This window comes from Kitasatospora sp. NPDC094019 (genome assembly GCF_044764505.1).
In the GTDB taxonomy this organism is placed as follows: Bacteria; Actinomycetota; Actinomycetes; order Streptomycetales; family Streptomycetaceae; genus Kitasatospora.
Genome location: NZ_JBIWIF010000011.1, coordinates 60,262 through 84,870, shown reverse-complemented (window position 1 = coordinate 84,870; position 24,609 = coordinate 60,262). Strand labels below are relative to the sequence as shown.

Annotated in this window: 19 protein-coding genes, 1 tRNA gene and 1 pseudogene; 10 read left to right on the top strand and 11 right to left on the bottom strand. The window is 72.9% G+C overall.

The features are described 5' to 3' along the window. Positions 1-113 precede the first annotated feature (113 nt). Together ACIQ9P_RS24595 and ACIQ9P_RS24590 are read left to right on the top strand one after the other, a co-directional pair. Positions 114-1,037: a DUF998 domain-containing protein gene (locus ACIQ9P_RS24595; protein ID WP_402359958.1), complete on the top strand. Its 924-nt coding sequence runs from the start codon at positions 114-116 to the stop codon at positions 1,035-1,037. Beyond that, positions 1,034-2,038, top strand: coding sequence for an alpha/beta fold hydrolase (locus ACIQ9P_RS24590; protein WP_402359955.1), 1,005 nt, complete (start codon positions 1,034-1,036; stop codon positions 2,036-2,038). Before ACIQ9P_RS24595 ends, ACIQ9P_RS24590 begins: the two co-directional genes overlap by 4 nt. Positions 2,039-2,069: 31 nt before the next feature. Here the strand turns inward: ACIQ9P_RS24590 and ACIQ9P_RS24585 are convergent, their stop codons facing one another. From ACIQ9P_RS24585 to ACIQ9P_RS24560, 6 genes are all read right to left on the bottom strand, one after another. Next, positions 2,070-2,816 carry a GPP34 family phosphoprotein gene (locus tag ACIQ9P_RS24585; protein ID WP_402359952.1) on the bottom strand — a complete coding sequence of 249 codons (747 nt, stop codon included), beginning with the start codon at positions 2,814-2,816 and terminating at the stop codon, positions 2,070-2,072. Positions 2,817-2,968: 152 nt separating this feature from the next. Next, positions 2,969-3,042 (bottom strand) — tRNA-Lys (locus ACIQ9P_RS24580). Positions 3,043-3,146: 104 nt separating this feature from the next. Continuing rightward, on the bottom strand, positions 3,147-3,908 hold the full coding sequence (locus ACIQ9P_RS24575; RefSeq protein WP_402359949.1) for a DUF4239 domain-containing protein: 762 nt from the start codon (positions 3,906-3,908) through the stop codon (positions 3,147-3,149). A gap of 110 nt (positions 3,909-4,018) precedes the next feature. Continuing rightward, positions 4,019-6,229 carry a dipeptide ABC transporter ATP-binding protein gene (locus ACIQ9P_RS24570; RefSeq protein ID WP_402359946.1) on the bottom strand — a complete coding sequence of 737 codons (2,211 nt, stop codon included), beginning with the start codon at positions 6,227-6,229 and terminating at the stop codon, positions 4,019-4,021. Further along, positions 6,226-7,227 carry an ABC transporter permease gene (locus tag ACIQ9P_RS24565; protein WP_402359943.1) on the bottom strand — a complete coding sequence of 334 codons (1,002 nt, stop codon included), beginning with the start codon at positions 7,225-7,227 and terminating at the stop codon, positions 6,226-6,228. Before ACIQ9P_RS24565 ends, ACIQ9P_RS24570 begins: the two co-directional genes overlap by 4 nt. Before the next feature lie 16 nt (positions 7,228-7,243). Then, positions 7,244-8,227: an ABC transporter permease gene (locus ACIQ9P_RS24560; RefSeq protein ID WP_402359940.1), complete on the bottom strand. Its 984-nt coding sequence runs from the start codon at positions 8,225-8,227 to the stop codon at positions 7,244-7,246. A 375-nt stretch (positions 8,228-8,602) separates the two neighbouring features. Between ACIQ9P_RS24560 and ACIQ9P_RS24555 the strand changes: the two genes are divergently transcribed. Further along, the gene (locus ACIQ9P_RS24555; protein ID WP_402359937.1) at positions 8,603-10,309 is read left to right on the top strand and encodes an ABC transporter family substrate-binding protein; all 1,707 of its coding nucleotides are present in this window, start codon (positions 8,603-8,605) and stop codon (positions 10,307-10,309) included. A 594-nt stretch (positions 10,310-10,903) separates the two neighbouring features. Continuing rightward, complete coding sequence (locus ACIQ9P_RS24550; RefSeq protein ID WP_402359934.1) at positions 10,904-12,106, top strand: low temperature requirement protein A; 1,203 nt, start codon at positions 10,904-10,906, stop codon at positions 12,104-12,106. Between the two features lie 269 nt (positions 12,107-12,375). Here the strand turns inward: ACIQ9P_RS24550 and ACIQ9P_RS24545 are convergent. Further along, positions 12,376-13,314, bottom strand: a pseudogene (locus tag ACIQ9P_RS24545) (LysR family transcriptional regulator); the annotation flags it as partial. Between the two features lie 387 nt (positions 13,315-13,701). Between ACIQ9P_RS24545 and snpA (ACIQ9P_RS24540) the strand changes: the two are divergent. The 3 genes from snpA (ACIQ9P_RS24540) (at position 13,702) to ACIQ9P_RS24530 (ending at position 16,142) form a co-directional block, all read left to right on the top strand. Next, positions 13,702-14,349, top strand: coding sequence for a snapalysin (snpA, locus tag ACIQ9P_RS24540; RefSeq protein ID WP_402359931.1), 648 nt, complete (start codon positions 13,702-13,704; stop codon positions 14,347-14,349). Between the two features lie 202 nt (positions 14,350-14,551). Next, positions 14,552-15,184, top strand: a complete 633-nt coding sequence (gene snpA / locus ACIQ9P_RS24535) for a snapalysin (RefSeq protein ID WP_402359928.1) — start codon at positions 14,552-14,554, stop codon at positions 15,182-15,184. Positions 15,185-15,470: 286 nt separating this feature from the next. Beyond that, positions 15,471-16,142: a pentapeptide repeat-containing protein gene (locus ACIQ9P_RS24530; protein ID WP_402359925.1), complete on the top strand. Its 672-nt coding sequence runs from the start codon at positions 15,471-15,473 to the stop codon at positions 16,140-16,142. Between the two features lie 29 nt (positions 16,143-16,171). On the opposite strand, the gene ACIQ9P_RS24525 is transcribed toward ACIQ9P_RS24530, so the two are convergent. Beyond that, the gene (locus ACIQ9P_RS24525; RefSeq protein WP_402359923.1) at positions 16,172-16,948 is read right to left on the bottom strand and encodes a hypothetical protein; all 777 of its coding nucleotides are present in this window, start codon (positions 16,946-16,948) and stop codon (positions 16,172-16,174) included. Positions 16,949-17,195: 247 nt separating this feature from the next. Between ACIQ9P_RS24525 and ACIQ9P_RS24520 the strand changes: the two genes are divergently transcribed. Then, entirely contained in the window at positions 17,196-19,298 is a 2,103-nt protein-coding gene (locus ACIQ9P_RS24520) for a phosphocholine-specific phospholipase C (protein WP_402359920.1), read from the top strand. 84 nt (positions 19,299-19,382) lie between these two features. On the opposite strand, the gene ACIQ9P_RS24515 is transcribed toward ACIQ9P_RS24520, so the two are convergent. Then, positions 19,383-19,871, bottom strand: a complete 489-nt coding sequence (locus ACIQ9P_RS24515; RefSeq protein WP_402359917.1) for an NUDIX domain-containing protein — start codon at positions 19,869-19,871, stop codon at positions 19,383-19,385. A gap of 4 nt (positions 19,872-19,875) precedes the next feature. After that, complete coding sequence (locus ACIQ9P_RS24510; protein ID WP_402359915.1) at positions 19,876-21,156, bottom strand: helix-turn-helix domain-containing protein; 1,281 nt, start codon at positions 21,154-21,156, stop codon at positions 19,876-19,878. 540 nt (positions 21,157-21,696) lie between these two features. Between ACIQ9P_RS24510 and ACIQ9P_RS24505 the strand changes: the two genes are divergently transcribed. Beyond that, a complete protein-coding gene (locus ACIQ9P_RS24505) occupies positions 21,697-22,884 on the top strand; it encodes a methyltransferase domain-containing protein (protein WP_402359912.1) in 1,188 nt (395 codons plus the stop codon). Positions 22,885-23,273: 389 nt separating this feature from the next. Here the strand turns inward: ACIQ9P_RS24505 and ACIQ9P_RS24500 are convergent, their stop codons facing one another. Beyond that, entirely contained in the window at positions 23,274-24,071 is a 798-nt protein-coding gene (locus tag ACIQ9P_RS24500; protein WP_402359909.1) for a phosphoribosyl-dephospho-CoA transferase MdcG domain-containing protein, read from the bottom strand. Between the two features lie 252 nt (positions 24,072-24,323). On the opposite strand from ACIQ9P_RS24500, the gene ACIQ9P_RS24495 reads away from it, so the two are divergent. Continuing rightward, on the top strand, positions 24,324-24,590 hold the full coding sequence (locus ACIQ9P_RS24495; protein WP_402359906.1) for a hypothetical protein: 267 nt from the start codon (positions 24,324-24,326) through the stop codon (positions 24,588-24,590). Positions 24,591-24,609 lie beyond the last annotated feature (19 nt).

Genomic DNA, 24,609 nt, shown 5'->3' with positions numbered 1-24,609 from the left:
GGAAAACAATACACGCTTCCGAAGGGTGCCTCGAACCACCCGGACGTCACCGGGATCGTCCTGTCCGTTTCCGCCCGGTTGGGGTGGAGTTTGTCGACGGCTAGGGTGGATTCGTGCCCAGCTCCCACCCCGGTCGCCGGAACGCTCGGCGCACCCTCCCCACGAGCTCCGCCCCGGCCCGCGGCCCGACCGGTGACGCCGCCCCGCGCCCGGTCCCGGCCCGACCGGTGACCGCCGCCAGGGCCGTCGCCGCGCTGCTGCTGCTCAGCGCGGTGGCGTACACCGCGTGGGTCCTGGAGGTGGTGCTCAGCACCGGGCTCGACCCGGTCCAGGCGTACATCAGCGAGCTCGCCGCCGAGGACCAGCCGCTGGGCGGCCTCTTCCGGGCCACCGACCTGGTCGCCGGACTCGCGGTGCTGGCCGCCGCCCTGCTCGCGCTGTCCGCCTTCCACCTCCGCCGCCCGGCGGCCGGGGAGAACCCGGGCCGGCGCCGCTGGGAAGTGGGCGGCTGGGCCGCGCTCGCGCTGTTCGGCGCAGCCACCGCGGCCGACTCCCGGCTCCCGCTGAGCTGCGCGCCCACCAGTGACGAGATGTGCGCCGCCCGTGAGACCGCCGGCCTCGTCCCCGCCACCCACACCGCGCACGCGGTGACCAGCAGTCTGGCCATGCTCGGCGCGCTCGGCGGGCTGACCGCGCTCACCGTCGCGGCCCGGCGCTACGGCCGGTGGGCGCCGGTGCACCGGTACGGCCCGTGGCTCCTGGGCGCCGAGGTGCTCGCCACCGGCTGGAGCCTGGGCGCGATCGCCGCCTTCGAGGCGGGCCACGGCACCTGGGCGCTGGGCGCCGGTCAGCGGCTCCAGGTACTGCTCGTCGCCCTCTGGCTCGGGCTGCTCGCGGCGGCCCTCGGCCTGCCGGACCGGACCGGTCCCGCCGCCGGGGGCGCCGCCGGACCGCTCGCGGCGGACGCCGGGGGCGCCGGTCACCACGTCCCGACCACCGCCGCGCCGTCCCGGACCGAACGGCGGGACCCGGCATGAGCGCCGCCCGGGGCCCGACCGCCGAGGGCGCCGGAGGCCCCGAGCACCCGAACGGCCCAGGCGGCCCGGACGATCGCGAGGGCGCCGACGGACCCGGAGGCACCGACGGTCACGGGGGTGCCGACGACCGCGGGGGCGGGCCCGCCTTCGTCCGGATCGACGGCACCCCGCTGCACGTCCGGGTCGAGGGCCTGGGTCCGGTGTGCGTGCTCACCGGCGGGCTCGGCAGCAGCTGGTTCGACTGGGACCTCGTGGTCCCCTTCCTCGCCCCGTACCGCACCGTCGTCCGCTTCGACCGCCCCGGCTACGGCCTGAGCGCGCCCGAACCGGCCGACCGGCCCGTCCCGACCGCCGCCGGGGAGGCCCGCCGGATCCGGGCCGTCCTCGACGCGCTCGACCTGCCCGGGCCCTGCACGGTGGCCGGGCACTCGCTGGCCGGCTTCCACGCCGAGGCGTTCGCACGGCTCCACCCCGAGCGGACGGCCGGGCTGGTACTGCTGGACGGCAGCGTCGAACCGGACCCCCGGCCGCGCCCGGCCCCCGGCCTGCGGGACCTCGCGGCGCGCGCCACCGCGGCCGCCGCCACCGCCGTCGCCGTGCCCTACCTGCTCGGGCCCACCGCCCGCCGGACGGTCGCCCGGGCCACCACGGTGCGGCACGAGGACCTCGCCCCCGCGCCGCTGGTCCGGCGCTGCTACCGCACCGGACGGTCGCTGCGGGCGCTGCTCCGGGAGAACACCCACTACCTGGACATGGCCGCCGAACTGGCCGCGCTGCGCCGCGCCGCGCCGCTGCCGGCCGCTCTGCCGGTGACCGTGCTCGCCGCCGACGACGGGCTCGGCGGCCCCCGGACCGAGGAGTGGCTGGCCGCCCAGCGGGGGCTCGCCGAACTCCTCGGCGCGGAGTACCGGCGCACCGCCCCGGCGGGGCACCTGCTGATGTTCGACCGGCCGGACGCGGTGGCCTCGGCGGTCCTGGACACGTCCCGGGGGCCGGGCTGAACCCGGCGGGCCACCCGTCCGCTCCCGCCGCTCAGCCGCCGCTGGCGTTGTCCGCCCCGACCACCCGGCGCAGGGCCTGGGCGACCGGTTGCTCCCGGGCCACCACCCGGAAGGACTTCCGCAGCTCGGCGTGGGCCCGGCCCGGGAAGAGCCGGCGGTCCAGCATCGCGGCCCAGAGCAGCCCGGCCAGGTGCCGGTCCCGCTCGGCCGCCGGGAAGGCGCCCCACCCGGGGACGCCGGGGCCGTACCCGGGCGCCGACTTCGTGGTGGACAGGGTGGCGGTGATCCGCTCGGCGATCTCGGCGCCGACGGTGGCGCGCACCGGGATCCAGGCGCGGTACGGCACCAGCAGGAGGATCCGGCGGCGTTCGAGGGTCAGGTGCCCGCTGGCGACCAGCCGTTCCCGGAAGGACCGCACCGCCGGCGCCCGCGGCACCCGGCGCATGATCCGGTCCAGCCCGGGCCCGCGCCCCCAGACGGTCCGCCCCAGCAGGGCGAGCACCTCGGCGGTGACCTCGTCGCGCGCCTCGACGGGGCGGAACGCGGTGATCCGCCGGTCCTCGGCGGTGATGGCGCCGGCCAGCAGCAGTTCGGCGAGCACCGCGGCCGCGACCGCCCGCTGGAAGGCGGCCCGGGAGACCCGCAGGGTGCCGCTGTCCGGGTCGGTGCAGAGCAGGAGCAACTCCTCCGCGAGCGCGAGCGGGAGGCGGTCGGACGGGGCGTACGGGGCGTACGGGTCCGACGGGCCGGGCTGGGCGGGCGGTCCGGGGGAATCCACGGCGGCGGCACCTCCGGTGCGAGGACGGAAGCCCACGCTACCCGCCGAACCGCCGCCGTTTCCGGGTCCTGGGGAGAACGGGGAGGAACGATCCGGGACCGCGGGAACGCCGAAGGCCCCCTCGCTGCTGCGAGGGGGCCTTCGACCGTCGGTGCGCCGCCAGGGACTCGAACCCCGGACCCGCTGATTAAGAGTCAGCTGCTCTAACCAACTGAGCTAGCGGCGCCTGCTGACCTGGAAGACATTACACGCATTCGGGCCGATCCGCCGAATCGCGACAGCGTGGTCACTCACCGTGGCGGTGGGTCCGTGAGCAGGGAGCGGCCGCGGTCAGTGGGTGGTGGGCAGCCGGGCGAGGAAGACCTCGAACGCGTCGGGATGGACGGCGCTCAGACCGTCGAACGGGTAGTTCATCTCCTTCACCACGATGAGGGCCACACAGATCATCGAGGTCATGATCAGCGCCATCGTGGTGTGCAGCCGCAGGCTGGAGACGCTGAACAGGAAGACGAAGGCGATCGACAGCACCGCGCCGAGGACCAGCGGGGCCCAGAGCAGGGGCGGGACGGCGTCCTGGATCCGGCTGAGCCGGGCCCGCCGCTCGGTGGCCAGCCCCTCGACATGGCCGACGGCGTGTTCGTACTGGACCTGCTGGCCCGGGCCCACCGGGGCGAGGGCGTTGGTGGTGTCGCGGATCCGGTAGACGAGTTCGGTGGTCCGGGGGGCGCTCGTGTGGCCGTCCTGCATGATCGGCCACTCGTCGTCGATCACGCTGTGCGCGTACTGGAGGGTCAGGGTGGTCAGTTCGGCGCCCTGGGCGCTGGGGAACTGGCGGGCGTTCCAGTACAGGCCGGCCAGGTGGTCGGCCTCGCGGAAGGTGGTGGCGCGGGCCTCGTCGGCGGCCTCCCAGACCACGATCACCACGAAGGCCAGCAGGACGGCGTAGAGCACGCCGACCATGGCGAAGATCGCGGCGGCCACCTCGTTGCTGGGCGGCCGGGCCTTGTGCAGGGGGTGACGGGGGAGCAGGTGGAGGCCCAGGGCGACGACGGCGAGGGTGCCGAACATGATCGTCAGATTGGACCAGGTCATAGCAGCAGTTGTCGCACGGCTCCCGGAGGCCCGCCAGGCGGGCCTCCGCCGTTCGGGTGCGAGCGGCGGACACCCGTGCGCCGGGCCTCCGGGAAGGGGTGGACGCCCCGTCACCCCTCCGGGAAGTGGCAGGCGGCCCGGTGGTCGGGGGCCGGTCCGCCCGCGGCCGCCGGCAGCGGGCCGGCACCGGTGAGCGGCGGCGCCTCCGTCTCGCACCGGCCGCGCGCCCCCGCGTCGAGTCCCGCGTACACCGGGCAGCGGGCGCGGAACGGGCAGCCGGTGTGCCGGACGGTGGGGGAGGGCGGGTCCCCGGCCAGCAGGATCCGGGTCCTGGTCCGCTCGGCGTCCGGGTCCGGCAGCGGGACGGCCGAGAGCAGGGCCCGGGTGTAGGGGTGCCGGGGGCGGTCGAAGACGGCGGACACCTCGCCCTGTTCCACCGTCCGCCCCAGGTACATCACGCTCACCCGGTCGGCGAGGTGCCGGATCACCGAGAGGTCGTGCGAGACGAAGAGGTAGGAGAGGCCCAGCTCCGCCTTGAGGGACTGGAGCAGGTTGAGCACCCCGGCCTGGATCGAGACGTCCAGCGCCGAGACCGGCTCGTCCAGGACCAGCAGCCGGGGCCGGACGGCCAGCGCGCGGGCGATCGAGATCCGCTGCCGCTGGCCGCCGGAGAACTGGTGCGGGTAGCGGACGGCGTGGGCCGGATCGAGGCCGACCTGGCGGAGCAGCTCGGGCACCCGGCGGGCGATCTCGTCCTTGCCGGCCCGTTGGGCCCGCAGGGGTTCGGCGACGATGTCGCCGACCGGCATCCGGGGGTCGAGGCTGGCCATCGGGTCCTGGAAGACGATCTGCAGATCGGACCGCATCCGGTGGGCCTCGGCGCGGGAGAGCTCGGCGGTGTCCCGGCCGAGCAGCTCGATCCGTCCGGACTCGGGGCCGGCCAGGCGCAGCAGCTCGAACAGGGTGGTGGACTTGCCGGAGCCGGACTCGCCGACCAGGCCGAGGGTCTCCCCCTCCCGGATCGACAGTTCGACGCCGTCCACCGCGTGGACCGAACCGATCCGGCGCTTGAAGACGGTGCCCTTGAGCAGCGGGAAGGTCTTGGTGAGCCCCTCGACCTCCAGGACCGGCGGGCGCAGCTCCCGGGGAACCGGTGCGGTGGCCGGGGCGGGCGGGAGCTCGGGCACGGGGTAGACCTCGGTGGGCGCGGGCCGCCGCTCGGCCAGCTCGCCGGACCGGACGCAGGCCGCCAGGTGGCGGGTCGGGTCGGTCGGGCCGTCGGCCCCGGTGTCCGTAGCGCTGTCGGTACCGCTGTCCGTGTCGATGTCCGCGTCGGTCCCCGCGGCCCCGTCGCCGGTCAGCGGTGGTTCGGTGGTTCGGCAGCGGTCCTCGGCCAGCGGGCAGCGGGGGGCGAACGGGCAGCCCGGCGGCAGTTCGGCCATCGGGGCGGGCGTGCCGGGTATCGGCACCAGCGGTCCGCGCCGCCCGTCCAGCCGGGGGACGGCCCCGACCAGGCCCAGCGTGTACGGGTGGCGCGGGGCGGCGAACAACTCGTCCACGCCCGCCGTCTCGACCACCCGGCCCGCGTACATCACCGCGACCCGGTCGGCCATCCCGGCGATCACCCCGAGGTCGTGGCTGACCAGGACGAGGGCGGCGCCGGTCTCCCGGCGGGCGGTGCGCAGCACGTCGAGCACCTGCGCCTGGATGGTGACGTCCAGGGCGGTGGTGGGCTCGTCGGCGAGCAGTACGTCGGGGTCGTTGGCGACGGCCATGGCGATCATGGCGCGCTGGCGCATGCCGCCGGAGAACTCGTGCGGGAAGCTGTCGAGGGCGCGGTCGGGGGCCGGGATGCCGACGAGGTCGAGCAGTTCGGCGGCCCGGGCGCGGGCGGCGGCCCGGCCGAGGCCGGGCCGGTGGATCCGCAGTGCCTCGACGAGCTGGTCGCCGATCCGGTACACGGGGGTGAAGGCGGACAACGGGTCCTGGAACACCATGGCGATCCGTCGGCCGCGGACGGCTGCCAGTTCGCGGCCGGGCAGGCCGATCAGCTCGCGGTCGTCCAGCCGGACCGAGCCCCGGACCCGGGCGGTGCCGGGCAGCAGGCCGAGCACGGCCAGCGCGGTGACGGACTTCCCGGAGCCGGACTCGCCGACGATGCCGAGGGTCTCGCCCCGGTGCAGGGTGAGGTCGACGCCGCGCACGGCGGGGACGGGGTCGGAGCCGCGCGGGCCGGTGAAGTCGACCCGCAGGTCGCGGACGCGCAGCAGCGGGGCCCCGGTGGCGGTGGTCGCGGTGGGGGTCGCGGTGGGGGCGGTCACGCGCTGGTCCTCTTCTTCTTCTCTGCGCGGGCACGGGCGCGGGCGTCGGCCCGGGAGCGGCGGGGCCGTCGGGCGGCGTCCGAGGTGGGGTCGAGGGCGTCCCGCAGCCCGTCGCCGATCAGGTTGACCGCCAGCACGAAGAGCACCAGCAGCCCGGCGGCGAAGTAGAACAGCCAGGGGAAGACGGGGGCCTCGCTGGTGCCGGCGGCGAGCAGGGTCCCGAGCGAGACGTCGGGTGCCTTGACGCCGAAGCCGAAGTAGGAGAGCGCGGTCTCGCTCATCACGGCGCCGCCGACCGCGATCGTGGCGTCGATGATGAGGAAGGAGGCGACGTTCGGCAGGATGTGCCGGGCGATGATCCGCAGCGGTCGGACGCCCATGAACTGCGCGGCGCGGACGAACTCGCGTTCCCGTAGCGAGATGGTCATCGAGCGGACCACCCGGGCGGTGATCATCCAGTTGAACAGGGCGAGCAGCAGGACGAAGGCGAGCCAGCCGGCGCCCTTCAGCCGGGGCGAGACGATCGTGATCACCAGGAAGCTCGGGAAGACCAGCATGAGGTCGACCAGGAACATCAGCACCCGGTCGGTCCAGCCGCCGAAGTAGCCGGCGCAGGCACCGACCAGGGAGGCCAGCACGGTCGAGAAGAGCGCCACCAGCAGGCCGATGACCAGCGACTTCTGCAGTCCGCGGATCGTCTGCGCGAAGACGTCCTGACCGACCCCGTTGGTGCCGAACCAGTGGGTGCCCGAGGGGGGTTGGCGCAGCGCGCCGTAGTCGGGGGTGGCGTAGTCCCAGGGCGTGAGGAGCTCGCCGCCGAAGGCGAGCAGGAACAGCAGCAGGACGACGACCAGTCCGGCCACCGCCCAGCGGGCCGCGAGCAGCCGGGCGAGGACGATCCGCCCCCGGCCGGTCGGTCCGGGAGCGGCGGGGCTCGTGGACGGGGTGGGTCCGGCGGGTTCGGCGGGGCCGGCGGCTTCCGCGATGACGGCGGTCAAGAGGGCTCTCCTCGGTTCAGGACCGCACGCGCGGATCGAGGGCGGCGTGCAGGGTGTCGGCGAGGAAGCCGGAGGCGAGCACCACGACCGCCGCGAACAGGTTGACCGCGACGACCGCGTTGACGTCCTGTTCGTTGACGGACTGGATGAACCACTCGCCCATGCCGTGCCAGCCGAAGATGGTCTCGGTGAACGCGGCGCCGGTGAAGATGCCGAGGAAGCTGTAGGCGAACATCGTCGACATCGGGATGACGGCCGTCCGCAGCCCGTGCTTGACCAGGGCGCGGCCCCGGGTGAGGCCCTTGGCCTCGGCGGTGCGCAGGTAGTCGGAGCCGAGCACGTCGAGCATGGTGCCGCGCTGGTAGCGGCTGTAGGTGGCGAGGCCGCCGAGCGCCAGCGACAGGGTGGGCAGCAGCAGGTGCAGTGCCCAGTCGGCGAGGTGGGCGCCGAGCCCGCCGCTGAGACCGGGGGTCTCGTACCCGGTGAAGGGGACCACCTCGTGGCCGACGGCGTCCTTGGCGGCGATGGCCCCGTTCTTGAGGAAGAGCGCGACCAGGAAGACCGGGGTGGAGAGCAGGACGAAGGAGAGCACGGTCAGCAGCCGGTCGGAGATCCGGTACTGGCGCACCGCGCTCCACGCCCCGGCGGCGACGCCGAGGGCCATGCCGAGCAGGCTTCCGATCAGCAGCAGTCGCAGCGAGACCCAGACCCGGCGGCGGAAGTCGTCCATCACCGGGGTGTCGTGGATGGTGCGGCCGAGGTCGCCGTGCAGCAGCAGGTCGCCCGCCCAGTGCCCGAACCGTTCGACGACCGGGGTGTGGTCGTTCAGGTTGAGGTCGGTGAGCTGGCGCTCGACCGAGGCGGCGGCCGGGCGCGGCACCTTCGCCTCGAAGTAGACGCGCGGCTGCAGGGCGGCGCCGGCCAGCGCGTAGGCCAGGAAGACGGCGGCGACCAGCAGGACGGCGTAGTAGGCGAACCGCTTGGTCAGGTAACGGAGCATCAACGGCCGCCAAGGGTGGAGGCGGGGCCGACGCGTCTGGTGGGCATCGGAGGGTGGCCTTCGGGTCGGGGGTGGGGGAGCGGGGGTGCCGCGGGGCGGAGGGTGGGTGGGTGGACCGAGGGGCGCCCCGGCCGGTCTCTTGACCGTGGTCAGGAAAGCGCAGGTCAGAGTCTGGCACCGGTGCGCGGCCGCGGTATTGCGGTCGTGTTGCGCCCCGTTTCGTTTGGATCAGGTGTCCACCACGCCCCCTGGTACTCGTCCTGATCGGCTGTTACGTTCGGTCCCCGGCACCGACTTGGCTGCCCACGCTCAAGCCTCGCCACACCTCGCGACGCTCATCTCTCGCCACTCGCCGGACATCACGGGGGGACCCTCATGCACGCTTCCGCCACACCCGCGCGCCGACTCGGCCGCACCGCCGTACTCGCTCTCGCCGTCGCCCTCGCGGCCACCGCGTGCAGCTCCGGTGGCGGTGGCTCGGCGGACACGGCGGTGAAGAGCGAGGCGCCGGGGCAGGGATCCATCGACATCAACGCCAAGTCGGTGGACCAGATCCGCGACGGTGGCGAGGTCCGCTTCCCGCTCTACCAGTGGATCACCCAGTGGAACCCGTTCCAGGTGGACGGCCGGTACGGCGACGCGGTCGAGATCATGCGAACCATCGAGCCGGACCTCTTCAGTACCGACGAGACCGGCACCTTCAAGGCGAACGCCGACTACCTGGTGGACGCCAAGGTCACCTCGACCTCGCCGCAGGTGGTCACCTACAAGCTGAACCCGAAGGCCAAGTGGTCGGACGGCAAACCGCTGAGCCACCTCGACTTCAAGGCCGACTGGGAAGCCAGCAACGGCAAGAAGGACGGCTACAACATCGCCGACTCGGCCGGCTACGAGCTGATCTCCGGCGTCGAGCAGGGCGCCGACCCGTCCGAGGTCAAGGTGACCTTCTCCGAGACGTACGCGGACTGGCAGAACCTCTTCCGCCCGCTGATCCCGGCCGCCGGGATCGCCGGCGCCGACGACTTCAACAAGGGCTGGGTGGAGAAGGTCCCGATCACCGCGGGCGCGCTGAAGATCGGCACGGCCGACAAGACCGCGCAGACCCTCACCCTCGTCCCGGACCCGAACTGGTGGGGCGCCAAGCCCAAGGCGGAGCGGATCGTCTTCCGGGTGATGTCGCAGTCCGCGACCACCCAGGCGTTCCTCAACAACGAGATCGACTACGCCACGGCCGGCACCGCCACCGCGTACGGGCAGCTGAAGGACGCCAAGGACGCGGTGATCCGCTCCGCCAGCCCCTGGGACGAGGTGCACATCTCCTTCGGCGGCGGTGGCGCGCTGGCGGACCAGAAGGTGCGTCAGGCGCTCGGCAAGGCGCTGGACCGCAACGCGCTCATCAAGATCGCCAACAATGGCGTGCCGGTCGAGTTCAAGCCGCTGGGCAACCACATCTTCATGCCCAACCAGGCCGGCTACCAGGACAACTCCGGCGAGTGGGCGAAGTTCGACGTCCCGGCGGCGAAGAAGCTGTTGGACGAGGCGGGCTGGAAGGAGGCCGGCAGCGGCCAGCCGCGCACCAAGGACGGCCAGTCGCTGACCCTGCACTGGGTGCTCAACGAGTCCACCCCGCAGGCCCAGGTCGACCTCGCCACCGCAGCCCAGGCGATGTGGCTGGCGGCCGGGGTCAAGGTGGAGGTCGACAAGGTCGCCGCCAACGACTTCTTCACCAAGTACGTCAACGTCGGCAAGTGGGACATCGCCAGCTGGCGCAACACCGACTCGTTCCCGCTCTCCAGCAGCCTGACCAACTTCCGGCTGCCGCAGGGCGACAACGTGTTCGGCAACTACTCCAAGCTGGGCACCGAGGAGATCGACGGGCTGCTGAAGAAGGCGGCCGGCACGATCGACCCGGTGGAGGCGGCGAAGCTCTACAACCAGGCGGACGCGAAGATCTGGGAGCTCGGCCACACCGTCGAGCTGTACCAGCGGCCGACCGTGGTAGCGGCCCGCAAGGGGCTCGCCAACTACGGCGCCTTCGGCCTGGCGAGCACGGACTACACCAAGGTCGGCTGGGAGAAGTAGCCGGCGGGGCCGCGCCCGGGGGTGGGGCGGCCCGCGGCGCGTCGGCGGCCGGAGCGCGCGGCGACGCGGCGGCGGGTCGACGGCAGGCGCTGGCGAGCAGCGCGGTGGCTGGTCCACGGCAGGCGCTGGCGAGCAGCGCGGTGATCACGAGGCCGGTGGTACGGACACGGGGGTACCGGCGCTGCCGCCCCCGCTGTCCTGCCACCCGCCTTGACCTTCCGCGATGCCCGCAGGCCGCCCGTGTCGTGGGGTCCGTCCCCGGACCCCGTTCCCTTCGAACCGGGACGAATCTAGCGGTGTGCTCCGGGCTGCCGCGCCCTACCGCGCGGGGCGCGCCCGGAAACCCGCCGTGCTGTCACCCGGTTCGCGCACCGAGGCGTCAACTCTCGCTGACGACAGGGCAAATCGGGCGGTTACGGTGCAATCGACGTAGCTCTCCGGCACTCCCTCCGGCGCCCCCCGGCCGCGCCTCCCCCGTGCCGCCGCCCGTGCCGCCGACCGCGCCGGAGCGGGCGGCGGTGCGTGCGCGGGGACCGGTGCGCTGCCAGGATGCGGCGGGTACAGCCCGCCCGTCCGGAGCCCGGAGAACCGTCGATGAGCAGCGAATCCGCCGCAGTCCCCCCACCGCACCACGGCCCGCACCACGCCGACCCGCGCCCGGTGCGCCGGATGGTCCCGCGCAGCCGGGACGAGCCGCACCGGGTGGCCACCCCGCTGGAACTCTTCTTCGACCTCTGCTTCGTGGTCGCCGTCGGCCAGGCCGGCCGGGAGCTGGCCCACGACCTCGCCGAGGGTCACTGGGGAGACGGCCTGAGCGGCTATTTCTTCGCATTCTTCGCAATTTGGTGGGCCTGGATGAATTTCACCTGGTTCGCCTCCGCCTACGACTGCGACGACGTGCCGTACCGGGTCACCACCCTGGTCCAGATCGCCGGCGTGCTGATCCTCGCGGCCGGGGTGCCGCGGCTCTTCGCGGACCAGGACATCGTGCTGTCGGTGGTCGGCTACGTGGTGATGCGGCTGGCCATGGTCACCCAGTGGCTGCGCGCGGCGGCCTCCGAGGAGGGACCGGCCCGCGGGGTGGCGCTGCGCTACGCCGCCGGGATCACCCTCTGTCAGATCGGCTGGGGCGTGGTGCTGGTGCTCCCGCACGACGTCCGGACGGCGGTGATCCCGATCGGCATCCTGGCCGAGCTGTCCGTGCCGGTCGTCGCCGAGCTGCGGATGCAGACCACCTGGCACCCGCACCACATCGCCGAGCGGTACGGCCTGTTCACGCTGATCGTGCTCGGTGAGACGGTGGCGGCGGCGACCGTCGCGGTGCAGTCCGCGGTCGACGAGCACGAGGGGCTGGGACGGCTGCTGCCGGTCGCGGCCGGCGGTCTGCTGATCTGCTTCTCGGCCTGGTGGATCTACTTCGCCCGGCCGGTGCACGACCATCTGCGGTCCAACCGGCAGGCGTTCCTCTGGGGGTACGGCCACTACCTGGTCTTCGGCGCGGCGGCGGCGATCGGCTCCGGGCTGGAGGTGGCGGTCGAATCGGCCGTGCACAAGGCGCACGTGTCCGAGACGGCCGCCACCGCGACGGTGACCGTGCCGACCGCGCTCTACCTCGTCACGGTGTGGGTGCTGCACGCCCGGCACGTCAAGACCGGCGCGGCTCAGGTGCTGTTGCCGGCCGCGTCGGTGGCGGTGCTGGCCTGTACGGCGGCGGGTGGCTCCGGGGTCCTGGCGGCGGGCCTGGTGACGGCGCTGACGGTGACGGTCGGGGTGGCGCTGCACGCCAGGGAGCGCTGAGCGAGCGCGACCGGCCCGGCCGGGGCGGTCGCGGTCCGCTGCCCGTGCTGTCCGTTCGTTCCGCCGGACCCGTTCTGCCCGTGCTGTCCGTTCGATCCGTTGGGCTGGTGCGTGCCGTTGGGCTGGTGCGTGCCGTTGGGCTGGTGCGCGCCGTTGGTCCCGTGCGCGCCGTTGGACCCGCCGAAACCCGCCACGAAGGCCGCCGGGGACGGCCCGTCCGCGCGGGCCGGGTCGGTCGGCGACGGCCCGAGCAGGCCGTTCAGCACCTCGCCGTGCCCCGACAGCCAGGCCCGGTACGCGGGGCTGGCCTGGGCGAGGTCGAGATAGGCCGCGCACAGTTCCTCGTACAGCGCCTCGCGGGCCGGTCGGCCGAGGCCGCGCGGCCGCCAGACCAGGAGCAGCCGCACGGTCAGGGGGTCGCCGTGCAGCCGCCGGACGACGGTGCCCGGTCCGGGCAGCGAGGTCGGCTGGCAGGGGCGGACCGCCTCGCCGGAGGCGACCAGCTCGGCGGCGGTGGCGTTGTCCCGGACCTGGACCACGCGCGGATTGAGCCCGGCGGCGCGGAACACCCGGCGCATCGCGGCGTACTCGTGGTCGGCGGTCGGGTCCACCATCCAGGTGTCATCGGCGAGTTCGTCCAGCCGGACCACCTGCCGCGCGGCCGCCGGATGGCCCGCGGTGAGCGCGACGAACTGCGGCTCGCGGGCCAGCAGCACCCGGTGCTCGGCGTCCGGGGGCAGCCGCACCGGGAAGCCCTCGCTCTCGTGCACGAAGGCGACGTCCAACTGGTCGGCGGCGATCATCCGGAGCAGGGCGTTGGCCGAGATGTCGATCTGGATGGTGGTGTCGGTCTCCGGCAGCCGGTCGTGCACCCGGCGCAGCCACGCGGCCACCGCCCGGCTGCCGACGCTGCCGATGCGCAGCCGGCGGGCCCGCTCGCCGCCGGCGGCCTCCCTGGCCTCCTGGCGCGCGGCGGCGACCAGCGCGGCCATCTCGGTGATCACCGGTCTGGCCCTGGACAGCACCGAGTGGCCGAGCGCGGTCGGCCGACTGCCGGTCTGCTCCCGGGTGAACAGCGTTCCGCCGACAGCCCGTTCGATGCGGTGCAGCTGGGTGGTGAGCGACGGCTGGGTCATCCCTAGCTGCAGCGCGGCCTTGCGGAGGCTTCCGGTGTCGGCGATCGCGCACAGCACCCTCAGGTGTCTCACGTCGAGCTCCACAAGGGGGAGCGTAACGGCCAAAACGGGATGACGCCAGGGACATGACAGACTGCCGGGTCGGCAGGGGCGAGGGCGTCGGACCGTTCGGACGGCTTCCCGGACAGTCCCCGCGCAAACCCCGAGCGGCCCGGGCGCGGCTCGCGCGCAACCCCTGGACGACCCCTGGGCGATACCCGGACGACCCCGGGGCGACCCCCGGACCGATCTCCGTCGGAGCCCCTCGGCGGGTGCCGGTGATTGGTTCGGGCTATCGCCGGTTGACATCATCCGCCGGGCCGCCGGCCTGGCCGAAGCTCTGTGGGCAGCAAGCATTCATCCGATGCCCGCGGTCCGGCCCCCACCGTCCGCGGCGCACACCCGAATCGGAGCCCCCACATGAACCGCGTGCCGCGAACGCTCTCCCTCGCGCTCGGAATCGCCCTCGCCCTCGGTACGGCCGCCCTGCCCGCCGCCGCCACCGCCGCCCCGGTGACCGCTCCCGGTCCGGCCGCCGCCCACGGGTACACCCCGGGCGCCGCCGCGAAGAGCGCCGGCAAGGCGGACGACCGGGCGTTCTACGAGGCCGTCATGAAGTCCGCGCGGGCCAAGCAGGCCGCCACCCCGTACCTGAAGGCCGTCGTGGTCACCTACGACGCGGGCAACGCGCCCTCCTTCGCGGCGGAGATAGCCCGGAGCGCGCAGATCTGGAACGGCTCGGTCGCCAACGTGCGGCTGCAGGCGGGATCCGGCGGCGACTTCGCCTACTACGAGGGCGACGACCCGGACAACGGCTCGTACGCGAGCACCGACGGCCACGGCCGGGGCTACATCTTCCTCGACTACACCCAGAACCAGGAGTACTCCTCGGTGCGGGTGGTCGCGCACGAGACCGGGCACGTGCTCGGCCTGCCGGACCACTACTCGGGCCCGTGCAGCGAGCTGATGTCCGGCGGCGGCCCCGGTCCGTCCTGCACCAACCCCAACCCGAACAGCGCCGAGCGCAGCCGGGTCAACTCCCTCTGGCGCAACGGGCTGGCCGGCTGACCCGCCGAGCCGCCGATCCTCCGACCCGCTGATCCCCCCGAGTCGCTGAGCCGCTGAGCCGCCGCTCGTACCCCGCCGGTCCGCCGGCCCCTCGACGCGCGTCGCCCGGACGCCCCTCCGGCCGGTCCGGCGCGCCCGCACCACCGCGGTACCCCCACCCGAAGTACCTCCCACCCCTCGACCCTTGAACGGGAGCCCCCACATGAACCGTGTCTCGCGCACGTTTTCCGCCGCCGTCGGGCTGGCGCTCGCCGCCGGTCTGGCCGTCCTGCCGACCACCACCGCCGCCGCGGCGCCGACCCAGGGCTACACCGCCTCGGGTTCCGCCTACGCCGGCTCGCCCACCGAGGACGCCAACAACAAGGCGTTCTACGAGGCCGTCATGAAGTCCGCACGGGCCAAGCAGGCCGCCAACCCGTACCTGCTCGCGGTCACCGTGACCTACGACGCCAGCAGCGCGCCCACCTTCCGCAACCAGATAGCCCAGAGCGCGCAGATCTGGAACAGCTCGGTCGCCAACGTCCAGCTGCGCTCCGGCTCGGGCGCCGACTTCCGCTACTACGAGGGCAACGACTCGCGCGGCTCGTACGCGAGCACCGACGGCCACGGCAGCGGCTACGTCTTCCTCGACTACGCGCAGAACCGCCAGTACAGCTCCCTGCGGGTGGTCGCGCACGAGACCGGGCACGTGCTCGGCCTGCCGGACCACTACTCGGGCCCCTGCAGCGAGCTGATGTCCGGCGGCGGCCCCGGCACCTCCTGCACCAACCCGAACCCGAACAGCGCCGAGCGCAGCCGGGTCAACTCCCTCTGGCGGAACGGCCTGGCCGGCTGATCCTCCCCCGCACCGCAGTGGACGGCCCGGTCGCCGGAACCCCGGCGACCGGGCCGCCCCGCGTGCGTTCCCGCCCCTTGAGGCGCACCTGAGCAGGGCCGGCGGTGGGCGCCCCACCGTGCCACCGCCGCGCCCGCTCGCGCCGCACCCCGGGGATCGGCCGTACTTCCCGGTGTCGGCCGTGCGCCCCGGACCTGTTGTCGGTCGTGCGCCCCGGTCCTGTCGGTGGCCCGTGCGAGCATGCGGACCAGGAGCCGTCCGCCGTCGACCACGAGGTGCCACCGCCATGCCGCCGTCCAAGCCCCAGCACGTCCCCGACCGCCTGGAGGACCTGCCGTACGCGGACCACCTGGTCCCGCACCGCGGACCGCTGCGCGGCGACGACCGCTACGACACCGTCCACTTCGACGGCGGCGAGTACACCGACCAGTCGGCCGCCGGCGCCACCTTCCTGGAGTGCGCCCTGACCGGCGTCTCGCTCAGCGGCGTCAAGCTCCGCCAGGCCCGGTTCAACGAGGTCTGGTCGCAGGCCGGCCGCTGGGTGGCGTGCGACCTCGTCGACAGCGAGTGGCAGGACAGCGCCGTCACCGGCGGCGTTCTGGCCGGCATCGCCGCCCACGGGGCCGCGCTGCGCCGGGTGGTCCTGCGCGGCTGCAAGCTGGAGGCGGTCAACCTGCGGGCCGCCGTCCTGCGCGACGTCGTCTTCGAGGACTGCCTGCTGCGCGACGTCGACTTCGGCGACGCCCGCCTCACCGGGGTGTCCTTCCCCGGCTCCACCCTGGAGGAGGTCCGGCTGCGCGGCGCCACCCTGAGCGACGTCGACCTGCGCGGGGCCGTCTCGCTCGACCTCCCCGACGGCCACCTGGGCCTGCGCGGCGCCCTGATCAGCTCCACCCAGCTTCTCGAACTGGCACCCCGGTTCGCCCAGGCCCTGGGCATCACGGTGAAGGACGGCTGAGCCGGGAGCGGCGCCGGACCGGGATCCGTTCAGAGCATCGGGCTCGCCGAGGCCGGGGCGGCAATCTCCGGGGCGCTGCCCGGCTCGCTGTAGTCGGCCTCCACGTCCTGCCTCTTCGCGTCGGCGGAGAGGGTGAGGGTGAGCCGGACGAGTTCGTGCCGCTCGTTGATCCAGAAGTCCGCCGTGCAGGTCGCGCCGAGCGGTGGCCGGTAGTCGGCGAGCCCGTCGAAGAGGCCGTGTCCGGTCCCGCCGATCCGCCGGAGGAGCGGCGAGGAGCTGCGGAAGTGCCGCGCGGGGGCGCCGGCCACGCTCTCCGTGCCCTGGTCGGTGACGTCTCTCCGGTCGGCGGCGCGGCGCAGTTCCGCCACCGGGTCGGCGACCCGTTCGAGTGCGAGGGTGGAGAGGTGCACCGGGGTCGAGTTGTGCTCGTCCCGGCGCATGACGCTCCAATCCTCGGTCCCGTCGCTCCCGTCGGCGGCGGGGGCGTAGTAGAGGTCGCCGCCGACGATGCGGGTGGCGCCCTGCTTGCCGTCGACGTACTGGAGGGCGGGGCGCCCGTTCCACCGCGCGTACCCGGTCCCGGTGGTCGACAGGCCCGCGGCCGCCACGTGGAACCGGATCCGGCTGTTGCCGGCCCTGCCCATCACCTCGGCGGTGGCCGCGAGTTCTCCGGCCGCGCCGGTGGCGGCCGGTTCCGGCGCGGTGGCCGGGGCCGAACCGTCGCCCGGCCGGGCGACGCAGGCGGTCAGCGCGGCGACGGCCAGCACGAGGGATGCGGCCCCGGCCGCCAGGCGTGTCATCTGCATGGAGTCCCCCACAGTTGATGGTCGGGCCAGTGTGGCATGTAATTTGAACGTGTTCAAATGACGGTGGAGTGCGGATCGGTCCGCACCGGAGTTCAGCTCCCGGTCGTTCGGTGACGGCCGGGAGAACAGTCCGACAAACCTGCTTCCGCCCTCTGGTCGGGCCGTTCCGGGCGGGTGGAAGATGCTGCGCGATCGAGTGGCCCGAGTTGTGTGCACAACATCGCCAGTGAAGGGACGGACTGGGCTGATGGCCGAGTTGAGTCGTAGGAAGTTCGTGACCCTGTCCGGTGCCGCCGCCGCGGGCCTCGCCGCGACCGGGGCCGGCAGCGCCGGAGCGGGTACCTCCCCCGCCGCCGGGACGCCGGGGGAGGTGCCCGCCGCCGCCCCGTCGGCGGCGCTGTCGCAGACCGGCACCCTCGCCGACGCGAAGCACATCGTGATCCTCATGCAGGAGAACCGCAGCTTCGACCACTACTTCGGCATGCTGCGCGGCGTCCGCGGCTTCGCCGACCGCTCCGCCATCCAGATCGCCGGCGGCTACTCCGTCTTCAACCAGCCGAACGGCCTGCTCGCCCGCCAGTACCCGTGGCAGTTCAGCCTCACCAAGCCGGCCGGCGGCGCCGACCCGGAGCGCCTGGCCCAGTGCAACGGCGACCTCGGCCACGGCTGGGGCGATCAGCACAAGGCGTGGAACGGCGGCAGGATGGACTCCTGGGTGGCGGCCAAGGGCAACGTCCGCCCGCTCGGCTTCCTCACCCGGCAGGACATCCCGTTCCACTACGCGCTGGCCGAGAACTGGACCGTCTGCGACGCCTACTTCTGCTCGACGCTGAGCGCCACCGGCCCCAACCGCACCTACCACTGGTCCGGCCAGATCGACCCGACCGGCGCGGCCGGCGGCCCGGCCTACGACGGCGGCGACGAGAAGGGCCTGCGCTGGCAGACCTACGCCGAGGCGCTGGAGAACGCGGGCGTCAGCTGGAAGGTCTACCAGAACGCCGCCGACAACTACGGCGACAACGCCCTCGCCTACTTCACCCAGTTCGCCAACGCCCCCGCCGGCAGCCCGCTCGCGGTCAAGGGCATGGGCTCCGTGCCCAAGGTCACCGGGAAGACCCCGGACGACATCGTCGCCGCGATCAAGGCCGACGTGCAGGCCGGCACCCTCCCGCAGGTCTCCTGGATCGTCCCCAACCAGGAGGTCTCCGAGCACCCCTACGCCACCCCGGCCGACGGCGCGCACTTCGTCCACCGGGTGATCGACGCGCTCAACGCCGACGCGGACGTCTTCAACTCCAGCGTCCTCTTCCTCAACTACGACGAGAACGACGGCTTCTTCGACCACGTCCCGCCGCCCGCCGCCCCGGCCGGCACGCCGGGCGAGTTCTACGGCGGCACCAACATCGGCCTCGGCTTCCGGGTCCCGATGATCGCGATCTCCCCGTGGACCCGAGGCGGCTGGGTGTCCTCCGAGGTGTTCGACCACACCTCGGTGCTGCGCTTCCTGGAGAAGTGGACCGCCGCCCTCGGCAAGCCCGCCACCTGCGTCAACATCAGCGACTGGCGCCGCCGGGTCTGCGGCGACCTGACCGGCCTGTTCGACTTCGCCAACCCGGTCTACGGCCTGCCCGGGCTGCCCGACACGGCCGGCGCCGTCGTCGGCATGTCCAGCTGCGGCCCGCTGCCCAACCCGGCCCCGGTCGACAACAAGCTGCCCACCCAGGAGTCCGGCACCCGCCCGGCCCGCGCGGTGCCGGTCCAGCCGAACGCCAACCTGGACCACCTGGAGTACGGCTCGGCGGGTGCCGTCAAGGTCTGGCTGAAGATGGTCAACGAGGGCGCGGCGGCGACGAAGTCCGCCCACTTCTCCGCGTACGCCAACGCCTACCGCAGCGGTGGCCCCTGGCAGTACACCGTCGACCCCGGCGGCAACCAGAGCGACTTCTTCAACTGCGGCACCGGCTTCGGCGGCGGCCCCTACGACCTGAGCGTGGTCGGCCCCAACCGCTTCCTGCGCCGCTTCAAGGGCGACGCCAACAAGGCGGGCAAGAACGCGGCCGTGACGTGCTCGTACGCGGTCGAGCCCGGCACCGGCAAGCCGGCCGTGTACTTCAAGCTCACCAACACCGGCACCACGGCGATGACTTTCACCATCACGTCCACCAACTACCGCACCGACGGCCCCTGGACGTACCAGGTCCCGGCCGGCGGCAGCGTGACGGACTACTTCAACGCCGTCGCCTACAACGGCGGTTGGTACGACTTCACCGTGACGGTGAGTGTGGACACCACCTGGTCCCAGCGCTTCACCGGCCACCTGGAGACCGGCACCAACAGCGTCACCGGCTGAGTGCAGGAGAGGGCCCGCCACCCGATGCTTCGGGTGGCGGGCCCCGGCATTTGAATCAGACCGCCTGGTGCGGCCGAGCGTCGTTCAGGAAGTCGGGTGTCCGTCATTGAGGTAGCGGGGCTGCCGGTCCTGAAGGGCTGCCAGAGCGGCGTCATAACGAAGCAGAAGTCGAGTACGCAGCAGTTGACGCGCGTCGGCAGGCGCAAGCATCGCGGCTTCTATCAGCTCCGCGTCGTGGGGGAGTAGGGCATCCGCCTGGTCGGCGGTGATCAGCCCCCCGTCAAAGATGAACGCGAGTTGGTCGTCCCACGGTCCGTGCGGGGGCACCCAATCGACGACGAGAAGCCCACAGGTGCGGATCTCCAGGCCGAGTTCTTCGCGGAGCTCGCGGCGTGCGGCCATTTCAGGGGCTTCGTTTGCCTCTGCCATCCCGCCAGGGAGGTCCCAGCCAGGCTTGTAGCCGGGGTTCACGACCAGGATCCGGCCCGCCGAGTCCCTGATGATCACGTCGGCGGCAACGCGTTTCCGTGCCTGCCTGGCGTTGCCCTCGGCAAGATAGGCGTGCCATGCCACTGGGTCATCCGGTGTCGGTGTCCCCACTGCCGTTCCCTCCCCTCGGCGGCATGATGTCGGCCAGTAGCAACGCCCGGGTTCTGCGTGCTTCGTCGAATCGTGCCAGATACTCACGGACGGGAGAGTGGTCGGCATGCCTGGCGAGCAGATCCCGAAGGCCGTCCAGTTGGTGCACGACCCTCACCGACCCGAGAGCGGGGCTGGTGAGGAGGAGTTCGGTCCCGACGCCGACAGCGGCATCGAGGTCCCTGCGTTGCACGTACACGGCGGCGAGCGTGATGCGGCTCAGAGTCAGGGACCTTGCCCGTCCGCGACCCCGGAGACGTACCGCCTCCTGCGCATGCTCCAGAGCACCGCCGTACTGCCCCAAGTCCTGGAGCACCAGAGCGGATTCACTGGCGAGCGCCGCCCGGTCGAACGGGCTGAGCCAAGGATGGGTCTCATCCGAAGTGAGATCGAGGAGGGTGCGAGCATGCCCGAGCGCGTACCGCGCCGACGCCGGCTGTGCCAGTGCCGCCAGAGCGCGGGCGTGCATCGTATGAAGGCGTGCGGCCAGACTCGGCACGTGGGGTCCACCACGGGCGAACTCGATTCCCGCCAGTGCCCAATGTGCAGCCTGCTTGCTGTCGCCGGACTGTAGCGACAAGTGACTTCTGCTCGCGGCGATGTGCGCCGCGAGCAGATGATCGCCCGAGATCCGCGCGAGTGGCAATGCCTTGGCGAAATGCGCGGCCGCCAGGGCGTCCTGGCCCGAGTCGTGCGCCATCCATCCAGCCATCTCGGTGAGTGCGGCGGCGGCGCCGAAGACGTTCGGGCCCGTCGTGCCGTCCATCAATCTCGGAGCCACACTCATCCGCAGGTGTTGCACAACAGCGCCGTACAGTCGTCCGCCGCCGGTCTGTCGGTCTGCCTCACGAAACGCGTCCAATGCCGCAAGGTCGTCGGACTCGGCAAGTACGTCCGCCAAGGATGCCGTCTGCACCGGCGCCATTGGTTCCCACGGTCGTGCCGCGAGGCCGAGGAGAGTACCCGGAATGTGGAATGCGTCGGCCAACTGCTCGAACATCGACAACTTCTCGACCCGGGTCCGACCGTTCATGTAGTCGTACAGGCGCCCCTGTGTGATCTCCGCTGCTGCGGCGAGACGGCGTGTGCTGACGCCTCGGCCGTTCAGGAGTTTGAAGAGGGCGCCGATGTCGCGTGCTCGGAGGATGGCGAGCATCCGCTCATCTCCGAGGAGCCCCGCGACGACATCGCGCGGTGATGGCGGCTGGCCCAGGTCCATTGTTCGGCTCCCCCTGACGGTGCGCGCTCCGATCGTAGGCCCACAGCGTGTGTGCGGACTCCAACTTGGAGTCACCGGATCGGAGTCCACGGTGAGGGCTCTGCGCCGTTGAATGGAGGTGCTGGCAGGTGGCTGTCCCCATGCGCAGTGGGATCAGAGACGTCAGGGCCGGTCGCCCCTTCACGGGGCGACCGGAACGGATGCGTCCCGCCGATGCACAACCGGAAGCGTCGCTCGACGCCCGGCTCTCTCCGAAGTGAGGAGTAGCGATCATGAGCACCCCGACCGAACGTCCCCCCGGCCCGACGGCTCCGGAGACCAAGCGGTACACCGAGAACGCCGGCTGACCGATCACATAGGCAGGAGGGACCGACCATGGCTTGGGGAACCGGCAAAGGCGGTAGCAGCGGAGGCGGATCGGGCGCCAACGACGGTGGCCAGGGGAGGCACGGGGGCAAGAAGGACCCTGGTGACTCCAAGACGACTGCCGATCACCAGAGCGGCAAGGTCGACAACAAGCACAAGAAGGACGAGAAGTAGTTGACCGGCGAGCACGAGACGGAGCGGGCTGCTGTGCGCGGCCTGCTCCGGGCTGTCGCGGAGTACCTCGGCCACGATGTGGCCCCCGAGTGGGAGGCCGCCGCCTACGCGGTGCCCCGCCATCGATTCATGCCGGACCTGATCCGGGACGCGGACACGCTTGAGCCGATCAGCAGGACCGGTGACCCCACCGACTGGTGGGCTTCCGCCTACGCGGAAGCCCCCGTGGTCACGCAGATCAACGACGGTCGGGAGACCGATGACGACCCGGTTCCGACATCCTCCCTGTCCGATCCGGGGATCGTCTTCCGCATGCTCGACATGCTCGACCTGCGGAATGGCATGCGGGTGCTGGAGATCGGTACCGGTCCGGGGTGGAACGCGGCGCTCATGTCGTACCGCCTCGGCCCGGGCCTGGTGACCAGTGTGGAAATCGATCCGGACGTGACGGCGAGCGCCCGCAACGCCCTGCACGGCCTCGGGTTGTCCCCGGTGGTGGTATGCGGTGACGGTAGCCGTGGATGGGCCCGGGGAGCCCCGTACGATCGCGTGATCGCCACCTGCGCGTTCCGGTTCGTACCACCGGATCTGATCGAACAGACCGTGCCCGGCGGGCTGGTTCTGCTGCCGTGGGACAGCCCGTGGTCCGGGTGGGGCTTGCTGCTGCTGGCAGTTGCCGCGGACGGCAGCGCTTCGGGGCGGTTCAGCCCGCACAGTGCGTTCATGCTGAACCGGAAGCACCGGTCCGGCGTGAGGCTCTACCGGGACGTGGTCGACGACGAGCACGTGCCCGAAGAATCCCACACCGACCTGCACGCCTTCGAGATCGCGGAGGATCGGGGGGATCTGTCCTTCAGCATGGGCATTCGCCTGGGGAACGTCTGGCATGCCTGGGACCACGATCCGAGTGTGGACGGTGTTGCCCGCAGGCTTTGGCTTGCCACCACCGACGCGCAGTCGTGGGCGGCCGTGGACTGGGCGGGCGCCGGAACGAAGGGGTTCACGGTGTGGCAGTACGGCCCCCGGCGACTGTGGGACGAGGTGGCCGAGGCGCATGCCTGGTGGATCGCCAGCGGCGAGCCTGGGCCAGGACGTTACGGGCTGACCGTGGCCGCTGACGGGTCGCACGGGTTCTGGCTCGATGATCCGCGAACGGTCGTGCGGAGGTCGGTGCCCCCGCTGGAGTGAGACCGGGGTGCTCGCTGCGGCCTTCAGAGAGAATCCACCCGTACCTCCTTCACCCTGAGTCGGTGCCCTGTTGAAGGATTCGTCGTCCCACCAAAATGCCGCCTTCGCGGGCACCCAGGGTGGGCGCGCCCACGTCGGACCACTGGGCGGCGGGGTCGAGCGAGGGCTCGACCCCGCCGTGCTCCTGACCGGCTCCGCGACCTGCCCGGCACCGGACTGCCGCACGGCGGTCGATCTGCTCGACGACGCCAACACCTCCGGGCGGACGTGGAACTGCCCGCGGTGTGCCCGGTGGGGCGTCGCCTGGTCGGCGGCCTACCTGGCCCGGCAGCCGTTCGAGGAAGCCTTGGTCGTCCTCGGCCGCCGGCCCCGGCGGGTCGGCCCCGGCGTCACAACTCCCTTGGGAACCAAGGGTCGTGAACCTCCCGGGGGCCGGTCGGAGTGAGCAGGGTCAGGGTGAGCGGCGAGGCCGCGTACTCGGCCAGGAGCACCGCTCCATGACGCGTCTCCAGTTCGGCCTGGAGCGGGACCCGCAGGCGGCTCAGCGCCCGCCGCAACTGCAGGGCGTCGCGGCGGCTGACCGGTTGCGGGGCGCGCAGCACCAGGCGCAGTGGGCTGAGCGGTCCGGCGACCGGTTCGCCGGTGGCCAGCTCGTAGGCGATCGCGCCGATCGGACCCCAGACCAGCCGGTGGTCCGCGACCAGTTCCCCGGCGGCGGGCAGTACGGCCAGGGCCGGGACCGCGCGGATCCGCTCGGGAGGCAGCAGACCGAGCCGGTCCGACAACTGCTCGGGGCGCAGGGTGCGGGCGACCGCCGCCCGGGGTGCCAGGGCGTCCAGCCGCTGGCCGCGTTCGGGGCCGCGCACCGTGACCGGGATCCAGGTCTCCGCGGCGGCCGAGGTCTCCCTGGTGCAGCGCACGGGGCGCGGGGTGTCCACGGGCGAGCCCGCCACCGAGGGGGCCCGCGCGACCGTCACCCAGGGGTGCGCGCGCAGTACCTGCCGGGCCCAGCCGGGGAGTTCGCCGCCGCCGACGGGCCGCAGCGAGCCGGTGCACTGCATCAGCAGCAGGTCGTGGGCCCCGGGGAGCCGACCGTCCAGCGCGGCCAGCGGTCCGACCAGCCGGCGGGGTCCGCCGTGCAGCTCTTCACCCGGACGGGGGAGGCGGGGGCGGGCGGCGACGGTCACGGCGGGCTCCTGGGGTGGACGGGACCGGCTGACGCCTTCCACCCTCTCCCCGGCCCGTTGCCCCGGCTACGGCCTTTCGGCGCCCGCGACCAGGGACCAACGACTCAAACGGCTCAAAGGCTCAACGGCCCGGAGGCGGTGCGGTGGGCCGCCCGCGAGCGCCCCCGCCGGAGCGCCCTCCCGCAGCGGGTGCGGAGGCGGCACGGCGGTGTGAGAGTGGGGGCAAACCGGAATTCGCCCGGAGGAGGAGTCATGGGCATCTTCGACAGGTTCCGCCACAAGGCGCAGCACTCCGCCGAGGAGGCCAGGTCCTCGCTCGGCGGGGCCCCCGAGCAGGGTGGCATCTCGATGAACGACGCCGCCCAGCGGGCCGCGCTCGCGCACGACGAGGCCGCCGACGCTTTCGGCAGTGAGGCGGAGAAGGCCCGGGAGGCCCGGGAGTCGGCCGCGATCGGCGAGCGGGAGGCGGAGGAGCGGGCCCGCCAGGACATGACCGCCGAGGGCGACCCCTGGGGCTGAGATCCAGGACCGCGCGGGC

Excerpts from the sequence above, each read along its gene's own strand:
- ACIQ9P_RS24495 (WP_402359906.1), top strand. The coding sequence starts at position 24,324 with ATGGGCATCTTCGACAGGTTCCGCCACAAGGCGCAGCACTCCGCCGAG.
- snpA (WP_402359931.1), top strand. The coding sequence starts at position 13,702 with ATGAACCGCGTGCCGCGAACGCTCTCCCTCGCGCTCGGAATCGCCCTC.
- ACIQ9P_RS24590 (WP_402359955.1), top strand. The coding sequence starts at position 1,034 with ATGAGCGCCGCCCGGGGCCCGACCGCCGAGGGCGCCGGAGGCCCCGAG.
- ACIQ9P_RS24520 (WP_402359920.1), top strand. The coding sequence starts at position 17,196 with ATGGCCGAGTTGAGTCGTAGGAAGTTCGTGACCCTGTCCGGTGCCGCC.
- ACIQ9P_RS24525 (WP_402359923.1), bottom strand. The coding sequence starts at position 16,948 with ATGCAGATGACACGCCTGGCGGCCGGGGCCGCATCCCTCGTGCTGGCC.
- ACIQ9P_RS24550 (WP_402359934.1), top strand. The coding sequence starts at position 10,904 with ATGAGCAGCGAATCCGCCGCAGTCCCCCCACCGCACCACGGCCCGCAC.
- snpA (WP_402359928.1), top strand. The coding sequence starts at position 14,552 with ATGAACCGTGTCTCGCGCACGTTTTCCGCCGCCGTCGGGCTGGCGCTC.
- ACIQ9P_RS24510 (WP_402359915.1), bottom strand. The coding sequence starts at position 21,156 with ATGGACCTGGGCCAGCCGCCATCACCGCGCGATGTCGTCGCGGGGCTC.
- ACIQ9P_RS24555 (WP_402359937.1), top strand. The coding sequence starts at position 8,603 with ATGCACGCTTCCGCCACACCCGCGCGCCGACTCGGCCGCACCGCCGTA.
- ACIQ9P_RS24530 (WP_402359925.1), top strand. The coding sequence starts at position 15,471 with ATGCCGCCGTCCAAGCCCCAGCACGTCCCCGACCGCCTGGAGGACCTG.
- ACIQ9P_RS24575 (WP_402359949.1), bottom strand. The coding sequence starts at position 3,908 with ATGACCTGGTCCAATCTGACGATCATGTTCGGCACCCTCGCCGTCGTC.
- ACIQ9P_RS24560 (WP_402359940.1), bottom strand. The coding sequence starts at position 8,227 with ATGCTCCGTTACCTGACCAAGCGGTTCGCCTACTACGCCGTCCTGCTG.